The 18,544-nt window shown below is 36.0% G+C and carries 16 protein-coding genes; 9 read left to right on the top strand and 7 right to left on the bottom strand.

What is annotated here, in order from left to right; genetic code table 11:
• Positions 1 to 32 precede the first annotated feature (32 nt).
• From OO013_RS12630 to OO013_RS12615, 4 genes are all read left to right on the top strand, one after another.
• Entirely contained in the window at positions 33 to 341 is a 309-nt protein-coding gene (locus OO013_RS12630; RefSeq protein WP_266057198.1) for a DUF4286 family protein, read from the top strand.
• Between the two features lie 2 nt (positions 342 to 343).
• On the top strand, positions 344 to 1,246 hold the full coding sequence (locus OO013_RS12625) for a hypothetical protein (RefSeq protein ID WP_266057197.1): 903 nt from the start codon (positions 344 to 346) through the stop codon (positions 1,244 to 1,246).
• An 872-nt stretch (positions 1,247 to 2,118) separates the two neighbouring features.
• Positions 2,119 to 5,481 (top strand): isoleucine--tRNA ligase, encoded by a 3,363-nt coding sequence (gene ileS, locus OO013_RS12620; protein ID WP_305067229.1) that lies wholly within the window; start codon positions 2,119 to 2,121, stop codon positions 5,479 to 5,481.
• On the top strand, positions 5,478 to 6,053 hold the full coding sequence (locus OO013_RS12615) for a lipoprotein signal peptidase (RefSeq protein ID WP_266057195.1): 576 nt from the start codon (positions 5,478 to 5,480) through the stop codon (positions 6,051 to 6,053). Before ileS ends, OO013_RS12615 begins: the two co-directional genes overlap by 4 nt.
• Before the next feature lie 61 nt (positions 6,054 to 6,114).
• On the opposite strand, the gene OO013_RS12610 is transcribed toward OO013_RS12615, so the two are convergent.
• The 3 genes from OO013_RS12610 to OO013_RS12600 all read right to left on the bottom strand — a co-directional run bounded on the left by OO013_RS12610 (position 6,115) and on the right by OO013_RS12600 (position 8,505).
• Positions 6,115 to 6,705 carry a hypothetical protein gene (locus OO013_RS12610; RefSeq protein ID WP_266057193.1) on the bottom strand — a complete coding sequence of 197 codons (591 nt, stop codon included), beginning with the start codon at positions 6,703 to 6,705 and terminating at the stop codon, positions 6,115 to 6,117.
• A 104-nt stretch (positions 6,706 to 6,809) separates the two neighbouring features.
• The gene (locus OO013_RS12605) at positions 6,810 to 7,835 is read right to left on the bottom strand and encodes a hypothetical protein (RefSeq protein ID WP_266057192.1); all 1,026 of its coding nucleotides are present in this window, start codon (positions 7,833 to 7,835) and stop codon (positions 6,810 to 6,812) included.
• Between the two features lie 31 nt (positions 7,836 to 7,866).
• Positions 7,867 to 8,505 carry a hypothetical protein gene (locus tag OO013_RS12600; protein ID WP_266057191.1) on the bottom strand — a complete coding sequence of 213 codons (639 nt, stop codon included), beginning with the start codon at positions 8,503 to 8,505 and terminating at the stop codon, positions 7,867 to 7,869.
• 177 nt (positions 8,506 to 8,682) lie between these two features.
• Between OO013_RS12600 and OO013_RS12595 the strand changes: the two genes are divergently transcribed.
• The 3 genes from OO013_RS12595 (at position 8,683) to hemB (ending at position 11,876) form a co-directional block, all read left to right on the top strand.
• Positions 8,683 to 9,348, top strand: a complete 666-nt coding sequence (locus tag OO013_RS12595) for a transglutaminase-like domain-containing protein (protein ID WP_266057190.1) — start codon at positions 8,683 to 8,685, stop codon at positions 9,346 to 9,348.
• A 172-nt stretch (positions 9,349 to 9,520) separates the two neighbouring features.
• On the top strand, positions 9,521 to 10,813 hold the full coding sequence (rocD, locus tag OO013_RS12590; protein ID WP_266057187.1) for an ornithine--oxo-acid transaminase: 1,293 nt from the start codon (positions 9,521 to 9,523) through the stop codon (positions 10,811 to 10,813).
• An 88-nt stretch (positions 10,814 to 10,901) separates the two neighbouring features.
• Positions 10,902 to 11,876 carry a porphobilinogen synthase gene (gene hemB, locus OO013_RS12585; RefSeq protein ID WP_266057185.1) on the top strand — a complete coding sequence of 325 codons (975 nt, stop codon included), beginning with the start codon at positions 10,902 to 10,904 and terminating at the stop codon, positions 11,874 to 11,876.
• A 4-nt stretch (positions 11,877 to 11,880) separates the two neighbouring features.
• Here hemB and OO013_RS12580 read toward each other — a convergent pair whose 3' ends face one another.
• The 3 genes from OO013_RS12580 to rimO are packed head-to-tail and all read right to left on the bottom strand — an operon-like array spanning position 11,881 to position 15,346.
• Positions 11,881 to 12,456: a 5-formyltetrahydrofolate cyclo-ligase gene (locus OO013_RS12580; RefSeq protein ID WP_266057183.1), complete on the bottom strand. Its 576-nt coding sequence runs from the start codon at positions 12,454 to 12,456 to the stop codon at positions 11,881 to 11,883.
• Positions 12,449 to 14,023 carry a bacillithiol biosynthesis cysteine-adding enzyme BshC gene (bshC, locus tag OO013_RS12575; RefSeq protein WP_266057182.1) on the bottom strand — a complete coding sequence of 525 codons (1,575 nt, stop codon included), beginning with the start codon at positions 14,021 to 14,023 and terminating at the stop codon, positions 12,449 to 12,451. The genes OO013_RS12580 and bshC overlap by 8 nt, the downstream gene beginning before the upstream one ends.
• Positions 14,024 to 14,035: 12 nt before the next feature.
• Complete coding sequence (gene rimO / locus OO013_RS12570; protein ID WP_266057181.1) at positions 14,036 to 15,346, bottom strand: 30S ribosomal protein S12 methylthiotransferase RimO; 1,311 nt, start codon at positions 15,344 to 15,346, stop codon at positions 14,036 to 14,038.
• Positions 15,347 to 15,468: 122 nt separating this feature from the next.
• Between rimO and OO013_RS12565 the strand changes: the two genes are divergently transcribed.
• Both OO013_RS12565 and OO013_RS12560 read left to right on the top strand, forming a co-directional pair.
• Positions 15,469 to 15,951 carry a DUF6452 family protein gene (locus OO013_RS12565; protein ID WP_266057180.1) on the top strand — a complete coding sequence of 161 codons (483 nt, stop codon included), beginning with the start codon at positions 15,469 to 15,471 and terminating at the stop codon, positions 15,949 to 15,951.
• The gene (locus OO013_RS12560) at positions 15,935 to 16,642 is read left to right on the top strand and encodes a DUF6048 family protein (RefSeq protein ID WP_266057179.1); all 708 of its coding nucleotides are present in this window, start codon (positions 15,935 to 15,937) and stop codon (positions 16,640 to 16,642) included. Before OO013_RS12565 ends, OO013_RS12560 begins: the two co-directional genes overlap by 17 nt.
• 196 nt (positions 16,643 to 16,838) lie before the next feature.
• Here OO013_RS12560 and OO013_RS12555 read toward each other — a convergent pair whose 3' ends face one another.
• Complete coding sequence (locus OO013_RS12555) at positions 16,839 to 18,356, bottom strand: M28 family peptidase (RefSeq protein ID WP_266057177.1); 1,518 nt, start codon at positions 18,354 to 18,356, stop codon at positions 16,839 to 16,841.
• Positions 18,357 to 18,544 lie beyond the last annotated feature (188 nt).

Here is an 18,544-nt window from a genome sequence, read left to right as displayed (position 1 = left end):
GTATATTTACATATAAACAAAAAAAATGGCAAATGGTTTTATATAGCGTTACAGTAAATGTAGATAAGGATATTGAGGAAGAATGGCTGGAATGGATGAAAAGCAGTCATATTCCAAAAGTATTAAATACAGGAATGTTCAGAGAGCATAAAATGTTCAGACTATTAAATGAGGAAAGTGGTGTTGAAGGCACAACATTTTCAATTCAGTATTTTGCAGATGATATAAATAAGATAAACGAATATCTTGAAAATCATGCTCCGGACCTTATTAATGAGCATTATGAGAAATATAAGGATCGACACGTATCCTTTAGAACTCTTTTAGAGCAAATTAATTAACTATGTTTTTTCAGGGAGACATATTGGTAGATCCTTCGAAAGAAACAGTTATAGAAAGCATTAAGCCCGATTCCTCTGTAAAAAAGCTTTTTCATTATTTAACTGCCGGAGTATTTTCAGAAAAAGTTGAAAAGGAATCTTTTGAAGCGATACAGATATTACATAAGCTTTATACGGTTCTTCAATCAGTAGAAATAGATAACATTGTCAGACTTCAAGTTGATGGAGAGGATGCATATTTTGATAGTGAAGGTTTACAAAACGATCTAAGTACTGCTATAAATAAATTCAAAAATATCAGAAATTCTGATTCTGGAGAGTTTGATGATCTGAAAATGATTCTTGAGCATTCCGATAACTTTTTTAATTATTTTATTACCATCGATTATTCTTCTATCCATGAACCAGGAAAGTTTCCCATCCGCGTGAGAGTTTTTGGGTTATTTAAAGAATTTGAAGCCACCCAAACAGAAAATGCGGAAAGATTGAAATTACGTTTAGCCCATATTTTCAAAAGTCAGGAATCTCATCAAATCTATCTAAAGGGAAAAAGGAATCGGTTTGATTCTTTTATGAAATCTTTAAGATTAAATCTTAAACGTAATATTGATTCGGATAATATTAAAAGTCTTGAAACGCAATTAATGCTTATTGGGTCAGGCACAGTAGATAAAGTAGGCGATATTCCGATGACTCCATCAACACCACTCCCAATCTTTCACGGTTACTACAACCTGGATAAGAAAGTTTTTTATTCTTATCAATGGACTGACCTGATAGTTGAAAAAGAGTTTTGGGTTAGCAATGTTATAATCATGTCCGATGATGGAAAAGAACTTGCTAAAATTGAAGAAACCCCATTCTATCCATCAAAGAGTATATTGTTTGCAAAACATGACGGATAGTCAAAATATATTTTTGCTATATTTTTATTTTTTAGTATTTCATTAGGTGGTTCTTCCTTTTTGAAAAATTCATTTTCCTTAAGATTAATAATTTCTTAAAAATTTCGAGAAATATTGAAAATCATGTGTTTGCACATTCAATATTTCAAGGCATAATTGCTTAATTTATAAAAATTAAATTAATTTGTTGCGTTATTTGCATAATTATATAGGTTTTATGATATTTGTAACAACCAAACGAGGTAAATATTTAAAATTTCGTTTTTACACTGTAGGGTGATGAAACAGGCAGACATGCCCTCCTGTCTCGGGGGTGAAGGCTTGGGACAAATCTCGTAAGAGGCTAACCACTTCGTGGAGGTTCGACTCCTCCCTCTACAGCAACAAAGTGAAGGAAACACTTTTAAAAAACCGAAGGAAGAAATGCTTCCGGATAATTAATCTATACTGTAGGGTGATGAAACAGGCAGACATGCCCTCCTGTCTCGGGGGTGAAGGCTTGGGACAAATCTCGCAAGAGGCTAACCACTTCGTGGAGGTTCGACTCCTCCCTCTACAGCAACAAAGTGAAGTAAACACTTAAAAAAACAACTAAAAGGAGAAATCCTTAATTATACTGTAGGGTGATGAAACAGGCAGACATGCCCTCCTGTCTCGGGGGTGAAGGTTTGGGATAAATCTCGCAAGAGGCTAACCACTTCGTGGAGGTTCGACTCCTCCTCCTACAGCCAGATAATATCTATAAAAAAGGACGCGAGGAGTGTCCGCCTTTAGAATAGGTCAGCGCCGAGGAGGCGCTTTTTTTATGTCCTTTTCAAAAAACCCGAGAAAAACCTCAATTCTTATTATTACGTCATTAAATTTGCAACTTATTGAAAATTAAAATTATTGCAGTGAAGTACCCTGAGTATAAACAACCTGACTATGCGAAGCTAGCTGATGAGATGCTGGCTTATTGGAAGGAAAATAAAGTGTTTGAAGCATCGGTTGATAACCGTGAAGGAGCTCCCTCATTTACTTTTTATGAAGGACCACCTTCTGCTAACGGTACTCCCGGTATTCACCACGTAATGGCCAGAACGGTGAAGGATTTGTTCTGCCGATTTAAAACGCTTAAAGGAATGCAGGTTAAGCGTAAAGGTGGTTGGGATACCCATGGATTACCTGTTGAGCTTCAGGTTGAAAAAGAACTTGGAATTACTAAGGAAGATATCGGTAAGAAAATTACTGTCGAAGAATATAATGAAAGATGCCGTGAAGCGGTGATGAAATTTAAAAGTGAATGGGATGACCTGACCGAAAGAATGGGGTATTGGGTTGATCTTGATGATCCATATATCACTTTTGACCGCAAGTACATGGAGACCTTATGGCATTTACTCAAAAAGTTTTATGATAAGGGTCTTCTTTACAAGGGCTATACAATTCAGCCATTTTCTCCTGCTGCTGGAACTGGTCTTAGTTCTCATGAGCTAAATCAGCCAGGCACCTACAAAATGGTGAAGGACACTTCTATCACAGCTCAGTTTAAAGTTGAGCGAAATGAAAAGTCAGAATTTTTATTTGATGGTGACGAGGAAGTTTTCTTTTTAGCATGGACAACCACTCCATGGACTTTACCGGCAAATAACTCTCTGGCTGTTGGAGAAAAGATCAGGTATTCAAAAGTTAAAACTTATAACCCGTATACAAATCAGCCTGTTTCACTGATTTTAGCCAGTGACAGGATTTCAGCATATTTTAATCCTAAACATGCAGATTTGAACCTGGAAGACTTTAATCCGGGAGATAAGAAAATCCCTTACGAGGTAGTTAACGAATACACAGGTAAGGAGCTTGTTGGAATAGATTACGAACAATTGCTTCCTTACATTAAGCTTGAAAAGCCCGCATTTACAATGCTGGAAGCAGATTATGTGACAACCGAGGATGGTACGGGAATTGTTCACCTGGCCAAATCTTTTGGTGCAGATGACTACAGAGTTTCAGTTCAAAATAATGTAGAAGGAATCTTTGTAAAGGATAAAGATGGCAAAGAGCTTCCAATCGTTGATCGCCAGGGTCGATTTGTTGAAGAAATAACTGATTTTGCCGGGAAATATGTAAAAAATTATACCGGTGAAGATGAGTCTGATCCGGATTATAAATCTACAGACGTATTAATTGCGATTAAGTTAAAGGAAGAGAATAAAGCATTTAAGGTCGAAAAATACGAGCACAGTTATCCACATTGCTGGAGGACTGATAAGCCTGTACTTTATTATCCTATGGATAGCTGGTTTATAAAAACCACGGCTTTAAAAGACAGGCTTGTAGAATTAAATAAAACCATAAACTGGAAACCGGCATCAACTGGTGAAGGCAGGTTTGGAAACTGGCTCGAAAACCTGGTCGACTGGAACCTGTCAAGATCTAGATACTGGGGAACACCTCTTCCGATCTGGGTTTCAGAAGATAAATCAGAGGAAAAGTGTATTGGTTCTATTCAGGAACTGAGAGATGAAGTGCAGAAGTCGATCGATGCGGGCTATATGTCTGAGCAGATACCAGAAGACTTTGATCTTCACAGGCCATATGTTGATGATGTCGTATTAGTTAGTTCTACCGGACAAAAGATGTTCCGTGAACCTGATTTAATCGACGTTTGGTTTGATAGTGGTGCGATGCCTTATGCTCAGTGGCATTATCCATTTGAAAATCATGAGACTTTTGAAAAAAACTTCCCGGCAGATTTTATCGCAGAAGGTGTTGATCAGACTCGAGGGTGGTTTTTTACTCTCCATGCAATTGCGGGATTACTATTTGATTCTGTAGCATATAAAAATGTTATTTCAAATGGTCTTGTTCTGGACAAAAACGGAAATAAGATGTCTAAGAGGGTTGGTAACGTAATCAATCCATTTGAGACTCTTTCACAATATGGTCCGGATGCCACTCGCTGGTATATGATCTCTAACGCCAACCCGTGGGATAACCTGAAGTTCAACCTGGAAGGTGTACAGGAAGTTCAAAGAAGGTTTTTCGGTACGCTTCATAACACCTATTCTTTCTTTGCTCTTTATGCAAACCTTGATAATTACGAGTTTGCCGAAGATAAAGATGTTACCAACGCATTGACTGAAAGTGATCGTTGGGTGATTAGTAAATTAAATTCTCTTATCAAGGATGTTGATGATGCGTTCAGCGAATACGAACCTACAAGAGCGACGCGTTTGATTCAGGATTTTGTAATTGATGATTTGAGTAACTGGTATGTTCGTCTTAATAGAAAGCGATTCTGGAGAGGAGATCTTAATGAAGATAAGAAAGCGGCCTACTATACTCTATATAAGTGTTTATTTACCATCTCAAAACTTGCTTCACCCGTAGCTCCTTTCTATGCGGATAAGCTCTACAGAGATCTTTTGATTGCATCTGAAGATACTGGAGAAGTGACAAGTGTACATTTAAGTGATTTCCCTCAGGTAGATGAAAGTCTTGTTAATAAAGCTCTGGAAGAAAGAATGTATCTTGCTCAGCATATTTCATCTCTTGTTCATTCTATCAGGAAGAAAAATAAGATCAAGGTTCGTCAACCGTTACAAAAAGTGATGGTGCCTGCATTAAATGAAAAGACAGCTCAGTACATTGCAGCCGTTGAAGATATTGTAAAATCTGAGGTGAATGTTAAAGAAGTGGAGCTACTTGATGAAGAATCTGGAGTGATCGTTAAGCGTATCAAACCGAATTTTAGAAAATTAGGTAAGGAATATGGTCCGTTGATGAAAGATATCACTAAGGAAATCTCAAAGTTTGATCAGGAAGACATCAAAACACTTGAGCAACAGAATGAATATCCTATCACAGTAGGAGGAGAAGAGATTAAGTTAACACTAGAAGATGTTGAAATCACTTCAGATGATATTCCAGGCTGGGCGGTAGCCAGTGAAAAAGGTGTAACTGTGGCACTTGACATTACAATTACTGACGACTTACGTAAAGAAGGCTTTGCAAGGGACCTGGTAAACAGGATCCAGAACCTTCGAAAGGATAAAGGACTTGAAGTCCAGGATAAGATCAACATAATTTTTGAATCATCAGATAGCGTTGTTAAAGAAGCCGTGTCTGCTCATAAAGAATATATATGTTCTGAAACACAGGCGTTATCACTTGTTGAATCCGGAGTTAATGGAAACGGCGAAGAACTCCAGATTGATGATTATACTATTAAAATAAACATTGAAGTAGAAAAGTGAAATTAACAAAGTTTTACCTTCTCACTCTACTGGTCATTATTGTCGATCAGGCCAGTAAAATGTGGGTTTATCACAATATGTACCAGGGTGAAGATATCAACGTTATCGGCGATTGGTTCAAGCTTCACTATACATTAAATCCCGGCATGGCTTTTGGCTGGAAAATGGATTTTGAATATGGAAAGTTAATTCTAACCACTTTCAGGATTATTGCTGTCGGAGCTATCGGATATTACATATATTATCTTTATAAAAAAGGCGTTCACGATGGATTGTTATATGCAATAGCATTAATTCTTGGTGGTGCCCTCGGAAATGTGATCGATAGTACTTTTTATGGCATTTTTCTGGAAGGAAATGTAATGTATGGAGCCTTGTTTCCTTTATTTCATGGGCAGGTTATAGATATGCTTTACTTTCCCATGATAGATTCGACTTTTCCTGAGTGGGTTCCTATTTGGGGAGGCGATAGTTTTCAGTTTTTCAGACCCGTTTTTAATATTGCCGACTCCTGCATTTTCGTTGGGGTAGTGTTGATATTTATTAATAAGAAGAGGTTTTTTAATGACTAATAATATAAAAGGCTATCTGGTGATTCAGATAGCCTTTTTTTATTTTTTCTACTAACAAATCTTATAAAGTTAGTCTTAAATTGAAAGAAAGGCTTTTCAAAAGAATATTGCTTTCATATGAAGTAACATTGTTACTGTTTTCATCATAAATAGAAATACTTGTATTTCTTATTTGTTGAAGGTTATAACCCACTGAAGGTCGAAGAGAAATCTTTTTTAATTTGATTAAATAACCCAGGTCAACACCTAAATGAAGACCTGATTCGAAAATTTCAGCAAGTTTCATTGAATTCCCAAGTCTAAAAGAAGCAACTGGAGTATTACCCGAATCTTTTAATTTACCACTGAACTCCAGGAATAAAGGAGCTGTATTATAGTAAGAAGCACCAACAGGAAGATTACTTTGATACCCTTCTAGACCGAAGCCAAGCCCTGTAGAGAAATAGCCATTTAATTTATAGTCAAGTATAAATCTTAACCGTGAAGCCTTAGTGAAGTTTTCATAGTAAATGTCTTCTGTGTGGTGTATTTTTCCTATTCCTGACAAGTGTCCAGCCTCAATAGAAAAGCTTAATTTTTTGTCTTTATCCTGTCCATTAATATTACTTGAGGATAAAAAAATGCTTAAAATAATTAATAATGAAAATCTCATAGTATTAGTTTTGTTGATTGATGATAAGCAACAAATATATTATTGAGACCTTCCTTCAAAGACAGATTACACTTAAAAACTGTTAAGGCAAGTGCTAATTTTTGCTAAATAAAATGTGGATTTGATTCTACTGCACGAACAGGATCAACAAATGGTTTTCTAACAAACCGGGCTGTTTTGATTGCGTCCACATACATTTCTTCTTTACCGGTATGATTAAATAATGCCTTAACGGAACCATCGATAAAATTTAACTGCAATTCATATTGTTGATGTGAATGCCCTTTGTTTGAGTTTAAGGTGAATGAATTTATTTGGATAGATTCCAATTCAGAAATTTTTCGGGTTACCATTTCTGTACCTGACCTATATTTAATGAGTCTATTGGATTTGTTAATTGTAAACTTCGCTTTTGGACCAAAACTTAAAAAAAGATAAATACCAACGATAAGGAATACAACTGGAGTGATTAAAACTCCCCAATTATCAAATTGACTAATTAAAGATTCACCTTCGTTTGATGGTGAAAAGAAATGATACAAATGAGGTATAAAATAAAATACAGGAAGACAAAGAAATGCCATGATCATGGCAGATGACTGTGTAGATCCTTTTGTGCTTAATATATTGTTTTCAATTTGAATTCTTTTACTGACAAAATTTATATTCATCGGGTCCTGGTTTCTGTCCCTTTTTTTCTTGTCATACGAAAGGGCAAGGCTTTTAATGTTTTCTAAAGGGATTGTCAGCCATGTTTTTTCCTCATTGCTAAGGTTTTTTGTAGAGGATCCACCAAAAATTAAAAAAGGTAATAATACAAAAAGTGCCAATGTACCGATTATAATGCCGTAAGATTTACGCAATTCTTTTTCTTGCACCTTTTTAACGGCTACATAAGTATTTCTAGTAGATTCATTTGACTCAATCCTTGTTCGGTCAATTTCTCTAAGGACCTCTTTTTCTTTTAGCTCATTTATTTTTTTATCGTACTCTTCAATCTTTTCATCATAGTCTTGGATGGATTCTTTGATAGTATTAATTCCAAAAATAGATATGTTGGTTTTTTGTAAAACAGGGTAAATAAAAAATGCTATGCTGATAAAAACTGCGAAAATTAAAAAATTTTTCATTCCGTGATAATTAAAAAATTACTTGCGATTTTTAATTGACTTTTCTTGATATTTCTTTTATTCCATCCTTAAATGATCTCATTACAACAGAATATTCAGAGTAGCTTAAATTAATAGAGTGCGAATCTCCATCGTCATCATTGTAGGATAATCCTGAAATTGTAGTGGACACTGAAAACTTGTAATCCAAAGCAGGGTTTTCCAGGTTTGAAATCAAAAATAAAAGTTCAGCTTCTGAAGTAGTTGGATCATCATAAGGCAGTTTGTTGTTTGCATTTTCAATTTCATATAAAGAACCCTCTTTAGCGTTGATCAATTGTGCTTCAATTATGTAATTGACACCTAACGTTTCAGAAATTCTTATTCTTGTAGATTCTTTTAAAGGCATACGCTTTAAATCCTCATACTTTATTCCGGATGCTAATAATTGAAACTCAACTTCTGGAAGATAAATCACTTCTTTTACCCCTGCTTTTGTAAGCTTTTCTCTTGCTGACTCATAAAAAGAAATAGCTTTATGTCCGTTAACGGGAAGAGTATTAATTAATATGATGTCGGAGCTGGTGAGGCTTAGCATTCCACTTTCTTTTCTGATTTTTGTGGTTGAGCAACTAGACAGATTAGTTAATAAAAAAGCTGATAGGATCAGCAATCGAATAAATCGATACATTGTTCTTATTTGGTTGATAGATCTGCAATTATAATATTTTGATAAAAATTATTAAAGAAAGAATCAGAAAACTTGATGATAGTTAATTATAAATATGGTGAATTGAATTGGGTTTAAATTTCTAATGATTATTTATTATATTAGTCATCGCCAAAAATCGAAATTTTTTAATTAAGAATGCAAGAGTTTCTTTCTGCTTACAGATATATTAATAGTGACCATCCAAAAGTAATAAGTTATGCGAAAAAGATTTGTACTGGTATTGATTCACCAGTAGAAAAGGCAATCGCTCTTTATTATCGTATCAGAGATGATTTTCGTTACAATCCTTATAAATTGAACTTCACAGAAGAAGGAATTCAATCTAGTAATTTACTGGAAAGGAATTATGGGTATTGTGTTGAAAAAGCCTCTTTACTAGTTGCAACCGCCAGAGTTGTTGGAATTCCGGCCAGAATGGGGTTTGCGAATGTAAAAAATCACATAGGCACAAGTCATCTTGAAGAAATACTTGAAACTGATGTGTTTGTGTTTCACGGGTATGCTGAATTATTTCTCAAGGGTAAATGGGTAAAGCTTACACCTGCTTTTAATAAATCATTATGCAATTACCTGGGTGTTCCTGTGCTTGAGTTTGATGGTGAAAATGATGCCTTTTTTCAGCAATACGATCAATCTGGTAAACAACTTGAGTTTTTGCATTTTTACGGGACATTTGAGGACATTCCTTTTAACTTAATGTTAACTGAACTCCGCTCAGCATATCCTCACCTTTCTAAATATTTTATTAAAGGGGTTGTCGATTTTCAAGAAATTAGAAATGAATTGGGAATAGCGAGTTAAAATTTTTTTTACCTCCGGATAAGTATTTTCTTAGTTTAAAGGCAATAGGCCTAGTTTGCCTCAAATGTACATTTTGCTCGATTTAACTTCTTCCAGTTTTACTTTTTTCTAACGAATGCTTATCGTTAATTTGGCATTCTAAACATATTAAAGATCTAAAATTCTTATTGTAATGGTGGACAGCATTAAATCGAGCAAAGAAGCTATCGAGCTGGAAGATAAGCATGGGGCACATAATTACCATCCCCTTCCAGTTGTACTTTCCAAAGGTGAGGGGGTACATGTGTGGGATGTTGAAGGTAAAAAATATTATGATTTTTTATCATCCTATAGTGCCGTAAATCAGGGGCATTGTCATCCTAAGATTGTTGGAGCCCTTACGGAGCAGGCTCAAACTATGACACTAACCTCGCGGGCTTTTTATAATGACGTATTAGGCGTATATGAAAAGTATGTGACAGAGTATTTCGGCTTTGATAAAGTATTGCCAATGAATACTGGAGCTGAGGCTGTTGAAACTGCAATTAAAATTTGCAGGAAATACGCTTACGAAAGAAAAGGCATTCCTGAAAATGAAGCTAAAATAGTTATCTGCGAAAACAATTTTCATGGACGAACAACCACCATTATTTCATTTTCAAATGATGAGGGAGCAAGAAAAAATTTCGGTCCGTATACTCCGGGATTCATAAAAATACCTTTCAATGATCTTGAAGCGCTGGAAAATGTTCTTAAAAGCGACAAAAACATAGCGGGATTTTTAGTTGAACCTATTCAGGGTGAAGCAGGTGTTGTAACTCCTGATGATAACTTTCTATCTAAGGCCAAAGAGATATGTTCCCAGAATGATGTTTTAATGATCGCTGATGAGATTCAAACCGGAATTGCAAGAACTGGTAGTCTTTTAGCTGTTTGTGGAAACTGCTCTTGTAAAGGAAAATGTGAAAGACAAGAAGACACGTATACTAAACCAGATATGTTGGTTTTAGGAAAAGCAATTTCTGGAGGAGTTTATCCGGTATCTGCGGTTCTTGCAGATGATCATATTATGGAAGTAATCCAACCAGGACAGCATGGAAGTACTTTTGGAGGTAATCCTTTAGGTTCTAAAGTTGCTATGGCTGCACTTGAAGTTGTAGTAGATGAAAACCTTTCTCAGAATGCCCGTCAGCTTGGTGAGTTGTTCCGAGAACGAATGGAAAAATTCATTGAAAAATCTGAATCTGTAAAGTTAGTACGTGGCCGAGGGTTACTCAATGCTATCGTAATCAATGACACACAGGAAAGCTCAACAGCCTGGGATATTTGTATGGCATTGAAAGAAAATGGTTTACTGGCTAAACCTACTCACGGTAATATTATCAGGTTTGCTCCTCCACTGGTAATGACTGAAGAAGAATTACACGAATGTTGTGATATAATAGAGAAAACGATTTCAGAGTTTGAGAAAACCTGGAAAAAATAATTTTAAACCCCGACTTACAGGTCGGGGTTTTTCATTATTAAATATTTGACATTTATATCTTAATTTTGCTCAAATCAAAATAAGAAGCATGTTACAGAGGCCAAGAAGAAACCGTAAGTCTGCAGCGATAAGAGAAATGGTTGAGGAAACCACCCTGACCACCAAGGATTTTATTTTCCCGTTATTTTTACTCGAAGGGACTAAAAAGTCTGTTCCGGTAGATAGTATGCCGGGTATCAATAGACTATCCCTCGACAACATGCTTAAAGAGATTGAGGAATGCTTAAACCTTGGTGTAAAAGTTTTTGATATTTTTCCTGTGGTAGATGAAAAGTATAAGGATAAAACCGGTACTGCCAGTTATGATGAGAACTTTTTTTATTTAAAGGCACTCACGGAGATTAAAAAGAAATTTCCTGAAGCTTGTATCATGACTGATGTTGCCCTTGATCCTTACAGTGTTGATGGTCATGATGGAATTGTTGATGATAACGGGGTGATCCTGAATGACGAGACTCTCGATGTTTTAGCTCAAATGGCCGTTGCACAGGCAGAAACCGGTATTGATATTATCGGACCATCTGATATGATGGACGGGCGAGTTGCTGAGATCAGGGAAGCACTGGATGAATCAGGGTTTACCAATACTTCAATAATGAGCTATACTGCTAAATATGCAAGTGCTTTTTATGGTCCATTCAGAGATGCGTTAGATTCCGCACCTAAATCCGGTGATAAGAAAACCTACCAGATGAACCCCGCCAACAAAAGAGAGGCTTTGATTGAAGCTGAACAAGATGAATTAGAAGGTGCAGATATGCTTATGGTCAAACCAGCAATGACCTACCTTGATGTTATTCATTTAATAAGAGAAAAAACAGAACTTCCGGTTACAGCTTACAATGTTTCAGGAGAATATGCCATGATTAAGGCTGCAGCTCAAAAAGGTTGGCTTGATAACGACCGGGTGATTCTGGAAACATTATTGAGCATAAAAAGAGCGGGCGCCGATGCTATACTGACGTATTTTGCCAAAGAAGCAGCTCAGTTATTGAAAAAATAACCGGTCAGTCAAAATGATATACCCGGTAAGGAGTAATTAACATATCCAGGCAGATATCAAAAGAACTGAAATATTTAACAGGATCTAAAGGTAGGCTTAACGAAAGGCCTACTTTTTTGGTATGGGGCTCTAGTTTTTTAAAAAAGATATCATAGAAGCCTCTTCCATATCCAATTCGATGACCTTTCTTATCTGCTACTATCAATGGAGTGAGTACCATATCTATTTCCGAATCCTCTACTTCGATCGAATCTACAGGTTCAGGAATTCCCCAATGATTTTCCTTTAAGATTGTAGACTCATCCAGGAGATAAGTTTGCATTGTGTTGTATTTGAAATCAGATACACCGGTAGTAATTTTTCCCTCCCAGTCTCTCTTTCTAAGGCCATTGATTATCTGATAAGTATCTATTTCCCGATTTTTGATGATTGGCAAAAAGGTATGGATGCAGGACAATTCTGACCAGCCGGAGTATTTAAAAAAGTTTTGGGCAATTGCTTCACATCTCCAGTCGTACTCTGCCTTTTTTAATCCCTTTCTTTTTTCTAAAAATGTACGTCTTAAGGTATCTTTATTCATCTTCAAATAAGATGTTAAAAGTAAAGTCAAACGGGTCAAACGCAGACTTCAAGTGTTCAATGAATTTAGGATGATTCAAATAGAAATTTAAGAAATTGTCGTGACGTTCTTGCAATGAACCATTGGGAAATAATTTATTGAGCAGTGATTCAAGCTGATTTAGAGTAATTTCGTGTCTTTTCTCCTCCGCTTTCTGCAGCCTTTTTTCGATATTATCAATGCTTTTCATCGATTTCGCCATTTCTGAACCAACGAAACCCTGTAAACTTTTATCTATTTCTGCTGCTTTATCCTTTATTTCATCGAAAACTTTTGCCAGGCCTTTTTTTTGCTCGTTTAGCTTGATCTCATTTTCTGTAAGCTTTTCAATAAAGTCCTTTTTTTGCTCTTCAAAGGGTATAAAAAGTTGTTTTGTTCCGATTTCAAGCTTCTCGTATTTTTTAACATTGGCTTTGTTAAGAGTCAGCGCAAAATTTCTTGGCATGAGAACAGGGAAAAAAGTGTCATAGTAATCAAACACCAATTTCAATTGAAGCCAATATGCAACTTCCGCAGGACCTCCTATGTAAGCAAGGTTGGGAAGGATTGTTTCCTGATATACAGGTCGCATTATTACATTTGGACTGAATCTTTCCGGATGCTGTTCAATCTCGGAACTCAATTCTTCTTTAGTCCATTGAGCCACCTCATTAACAGTTTTATAATCACCAGAATCAGTTTTAACTATTCGTTCCCTAAGATCATCTTTAAGGTAAAAGAAATTAATATCACGGCTGTAAACCTGGGACTTATAACCCAGATCTGTTAATGCTCCAGTCTGCTTTTCTGTAAGTTCGTTACTTTTCTCCGAGAAGATGTCTTCTTTTATTATTGGGGCAAAAATGCTTTTAAGTTCCGGATGGTCTGCATCGATAGTTACGACCCCGTCTTTTCCAAAGAGATAATTAACCAAAGAAAGATGAGCTTTCGCCAGAGTGTCTTCTTTTTTATAGAAATTCAAAAATGCCTCAATCTCATCACCCATTCCATTGAGATTAAGATTTTCAACCATTCCTTCTGTGGTAAAGCGCCCTACAGGTCCGGTTTGATCAGTTTCCCACTTTATTTGTTTGCCAAAAAGATTGAAATGATTGATCTCTGCAAAATCGTGATCTTCAGAAGCCATCCAGTAAACCGGCACGAAATTATATTCCGGGTAAGCCTCTTTCAGCTTTTGAGCCAGCTTATAGGTAGTAACTATTTTATAAATGAAATATAGAGGGCCGGTGAAAATATTCAGCTGGTGTCCGGTGACTACAGTGAAAGTATTATTATTGGCTAAGGAATTGATGTTTTCGGTTACAGCCTCTGGAGTATCAATCGAAGAGTATTGTTTTTTTAATACATTAACCAGGGTTTTTCGGTGATTTTCTGAAAAAGAACTCCTTTCATTAATCGCCTCTTTAAAACTGTCGAGTTGAATGGAATATCTGTAAAATTCTTTTAAAGCATCTTTTTCAGCTAAATAATCCAAAAAAATTGGAGAGAACGTATCGATCTCTCCAAATCCAATTTTTTCTACTTTCATCTGTATATTTTGTTACAGTAAGGAACCGTACAAGTCGAATTCTGTAGCATCATCAATAATGACGTTGGCAAAATCACCGACTCTGACATATTGATCTTTGGCATCAACAAGTACCTCATTGTCAACTTCAGGTGAGTCAAACTCAGTCCTGCCAACGAAGTAGCCACCTTCTTTACGGTCAAATAATACTTTGAATTTCTTGCCAATTTTTTGTTCGTTGATTTCTCTGGAAATCCCTTCTTGTAAATCCATAACGATATTTGCCCTTTCTTGTTTCAATTCGTCAGGGACATTGTCTTCCATTGAGAAGGCGTGAGTGTTCTCTTCATGGGAATAGGTAAAGATACCCAGCCTTTCAAAACGCATTCGTTCTACGAAACTGACCATTTCATTAAAGTCTGCTTCAGTCTCTCCAGGGTGACCGGCAATCAGGGTTGTTCGAATTGCAATACCAGGAACTTTGTCACGAATATCATGTATGAGCTGTTCAGTTTTTTCCCTGGTCGTTCCTCTTCGCATTAACTTAAGCATGTTAGTAGAACCGTGCTGAAGTGGAATGTCAAGATAGTTACAGATGTTGTCTCTTTCAGCCATTACATCTAACACATCTTTTGGAAACCCTGTAGGGAATGCATAATGAAGACGTATCCATTCTATTCCTTCAACATCTGAGAGCGCTTTCATCAAGTCAGCCAGTCTCCTCTTTCCATAGATATCAAGGCCGTAATAAGTACTGTCTTGAGCGATTAGTAATAACTCTTTGGTGCCTTTTGCCGCAAGACCTTTGGCTTCCTTTACGAGTTCTTCTATCGGCTTGGAAACATGTTTACCTCTCATTAACGGAATGGCACAGAAAGAACAGGGCCTGTCACAGCCTTCAGCTATTTTCATGTATGCATAATGGCCTGAATGGCTAAGAATTCTTTCACCAACCAATTCATGCTTATAATCAGCTTTAAACTTTTTCAAAAGTAAAGGAAGATCCCGGGTGCCAAAGAATGCATCTACCTGAGGGATCTCTCTTTCAAGATCATCTTTATATCGCTGAGATAAGCATCCAGTTACATAAACTTTTTCTACTAATCCCTGATCTTTGGCATCTGCATACCGTAAAATTGTATCGATAGATTCCTGCTTGGCATTATCGATAAAACCACATGTGTTGATTATCACAACGCCAGAATCATCTTTTTTGTCTTCATGAACAGCGTCTATATTATTACCTCTTAATTGAGTAAGCATAACCTCACTATCCACCAGGTTTTTAGAACAACCCAATGTTACAATATTTACTTTATGCTTTTTTATTCCCTTCGTTTTCAATGCGTTCTCCGTTTAAATTATCTGCAAAAGTACTAAAATACTATCTCCTTTTACACAAGAAATCTCGATCCTTTCGTTGGAGGATTGAATAAAACTGTATCTTTACGCTTTAAGTTTATATTATGAGTAAAAAATACTTTTTTGTATTTGCGGCTTTTTTATTGATTGCAATGAGTAGTTGTGATCCCCAGATAAACTGTTACAGTGAGTATAGGGACTTTGCTGTGGCCTCTTTTAATATCAATACAAGTGATAGTTCTAGCTTGGGTTTACGCAGAGTGTATGTCGAAGGTTATGAGGATTCTATCATTGTTTCAGATGACACTGTTTCAAAAGTACTTCTGCCTTTAAATCCGAGAGTAAATACTACCCGGTACGTATTTGAAACAACTGATAATAACATCTACACTTTGGAAATGAAATATAAAACAATTAGCAGATTGATTTCTCCAGAGTGTGGCCCTGAAGTACTTTTTAGGGAATTAACTGCAACAGATTATAATTATGATACTGTTCAGGTTTTTAATAGAACAACATTAAGAATAACAACTAATGATATTTCTACGGCACCAGCTGACATCCGTCTTTTTGTTTCTAGCAATTAATTGTCTTTTTCAGGCTGAATCTTTAGCCCAGGAAGCAAAATCAATACAAAAGCAAAAAGCAACAAATACGGATACATTAAAAGTGAAGAAAAAGTCTGAATGGAAACCAGTTCTTTATGGTCTAAGAGTTGGAGTAGACCTGGTATATCCTGTAAGAAGAATTATTAATAATGATCTTGAGCAATATGAGATTACTGCTGATCTTGATTTGGGGAAACTGTTGATAGTTGCTGACTATGGTCTGGCAGATTATAACCTGGATCATTTATCTGGTTCTGAAATGAATGTTTCAGGTAGTTATTTCAGGGTTGGTGGAGATGTGAATTTTAATATCAAAGAACCTAGAAATTTTGTGATGTTTGTTGGCTTACGATATGCTCGGGCTTATTACGATTCAAAATTCACCTATAACTTCGAAGATGAATTTTTTGGGCAGATAGATCAAACCGATCAGGATGAAGGCGTAAATAGTCGTTGGTTTGAACTAAATGCGGGAATTAAAGTGGGAGTATTGAAAAATGTTTTTCTTGGTTTTACCGGTAGACTAGCATTTTTAAATAGAGTTAACAATGCTTCAACTAATGATGCTTATCGTGTGCCAGGTTATGGAATAAATGATGGTGCCAGTTGGGGATTTAATTATTATGTTTATTATAGAATCCCATTTAAAAGGTTACAATCGAATAATTAATGTTCTTTGTCGATTGTAAGTTGTTATTTATCTATTTAAACAAAATCTTAAGAAAGGAAATAATATATTTATTATAAGTTAATTATCTTTCTTTCCATAAGCTCAACACCCGATCAATCCTTCGGGTGTTCTTTTTTTTACATAAAAAAACCTGACAGAAATACTGCCAGGTTATCATATCAAAAATCACTGTCTTTTATTGATTTTCTTTCTTATCGACTACAGGTCTGGAGTCTTTGTTAGCAAGTTCCCATGCTGTGTAAAATACCAGCTGAGCTCTTTCCTGTAATTGTTCCCATTCAATTTTATCTACTTCATCAGAAGGTTTATGATAATCAGCATGAACGCCGTTGAAATAGAATATTACAGGAATATTGTTCTTGGCAAAGTTCCAGTGGTCAGATCGGTAATAAATACGATCCGGATGATCTTCATCATTATAAGTATAATCAAGATCATAATTAATGTATTTTTTGTTTACATTTTCGCTTAGCTCGTGAAGTTCAGTCGAAAGTCTGTCGCTACCAACAAGATAAACGTAATCCTTATTTTCTTCATGATCAGGATCAACCCGACCGATCATATCAATGTTTAAGTTAACAACGGTGTTTTCAAGAGGATATATCGGGTTTTGAGTATAATAATCAGAACCTAACAATCCTTTTTCTTCACCAGTAACGTTCATGAATAGAATACTTCTTCTTGGTCCGTTACCCTCTTCTTTAGCCTGAGCGAATGCTTCAGCAATTTCCATTACAGCTACAGTACCAGAACCATCGTCATCAGCTCCATTGTTGATCAGGTCGCCTTCACCTTCTTCCATTTTACCAATATGGTCGTAATGAGAAGTGATGACCACTATTTCATCTTTTTTATCAGTACCTTCAATAAAGCCAAGAACGTTTTCTGATTTTATTTTGGTAATGTCCATAGTATTCTTGAAGCTGATATCCTGAGGTTTAATAGATTTCAGCTTTTTAACTTTTCCTTCTGCAGCCATTGTTGCAGCTTTCTCCATTTTTTCAACTTTGGTATCAAGAAGCTCAGCAGCAGCAGATTTAGAAGCGAAAATTATTGAAAACTTCTTAGTTTCTTCCTCAGATGGCAATTGCATTCTGCCATTACTCATGTAGTACTTAAACTGATTAAGATACTTTTCGAAGTCTTCGTCAGAGGCGCTACTTACAATGATTGCAGTTTTAGCACCTTTTTCAATCATTTGACGAGCGAAAGGAATTGCGCTTCTGTTATCTTTATTCATTATAACAACAGCCTTTTGCTCTATATCAGTTGCCTCGAGCTCAGCTTCACCAGCATTTCCCAGAAAAGCAGTTTCAAGTTCAACTGCTTCGCTCATATTTTCATTTGAATAAATAATAATGTTTTCATAATTGTTCCATTTCTTATCATCAGTAGAAATGAAGGCATCACCTTGTTTCACATTTTCAAGGATTACGGGTTGATACCACCCATTCTTTGTGCCGGGCTTTAACCCTATGGCATCATAATGTGAAGAAATGAAGGCAGCGGCCATCTTTTGTCCTCTGGTACCGGTTTCCCTTCCCTCAAGGGCATCAGAAGCTAATATTGTCAGGTTGTCTTTCAGGTCATCCTGAGTAATTGTCTGTCCGTACTTTATCGCAGTGCTATCCTGGGCTTTGATTCCCACTCCCGCAAATGCCAGAGTAAAAGCAAGCAAAATAGTTTTTTTCATAAAATTACAGTTTTATTTTAAGCTACTAAGATAACAAAAAGCATATAAAGAATGTATAGTATTTACATGAGTGGGTGATATTTCTTTTGATCGTAGTGTGATTATCTTTAGATAAATAAATGCCAAATAAAATTTAAAGATTACCTTTGCACCCAAATTGAAGACTTACAAGGACTTATTATTGTTAT

Source organism: Mangrovivirga halotolerans (genome assembly GCF_026241165.1).
GTDB lineage: Bacteria > Bacteroidota > Bacteroidia > Cytophagales > Cyclobacteriaceae > Mangrovivirga > Mangrovivirga halotolerans.
Note: the sequence above shows the minus strand (reverse complement) of the source record. Positions and strands in the feature narration are given on the sequence as shown.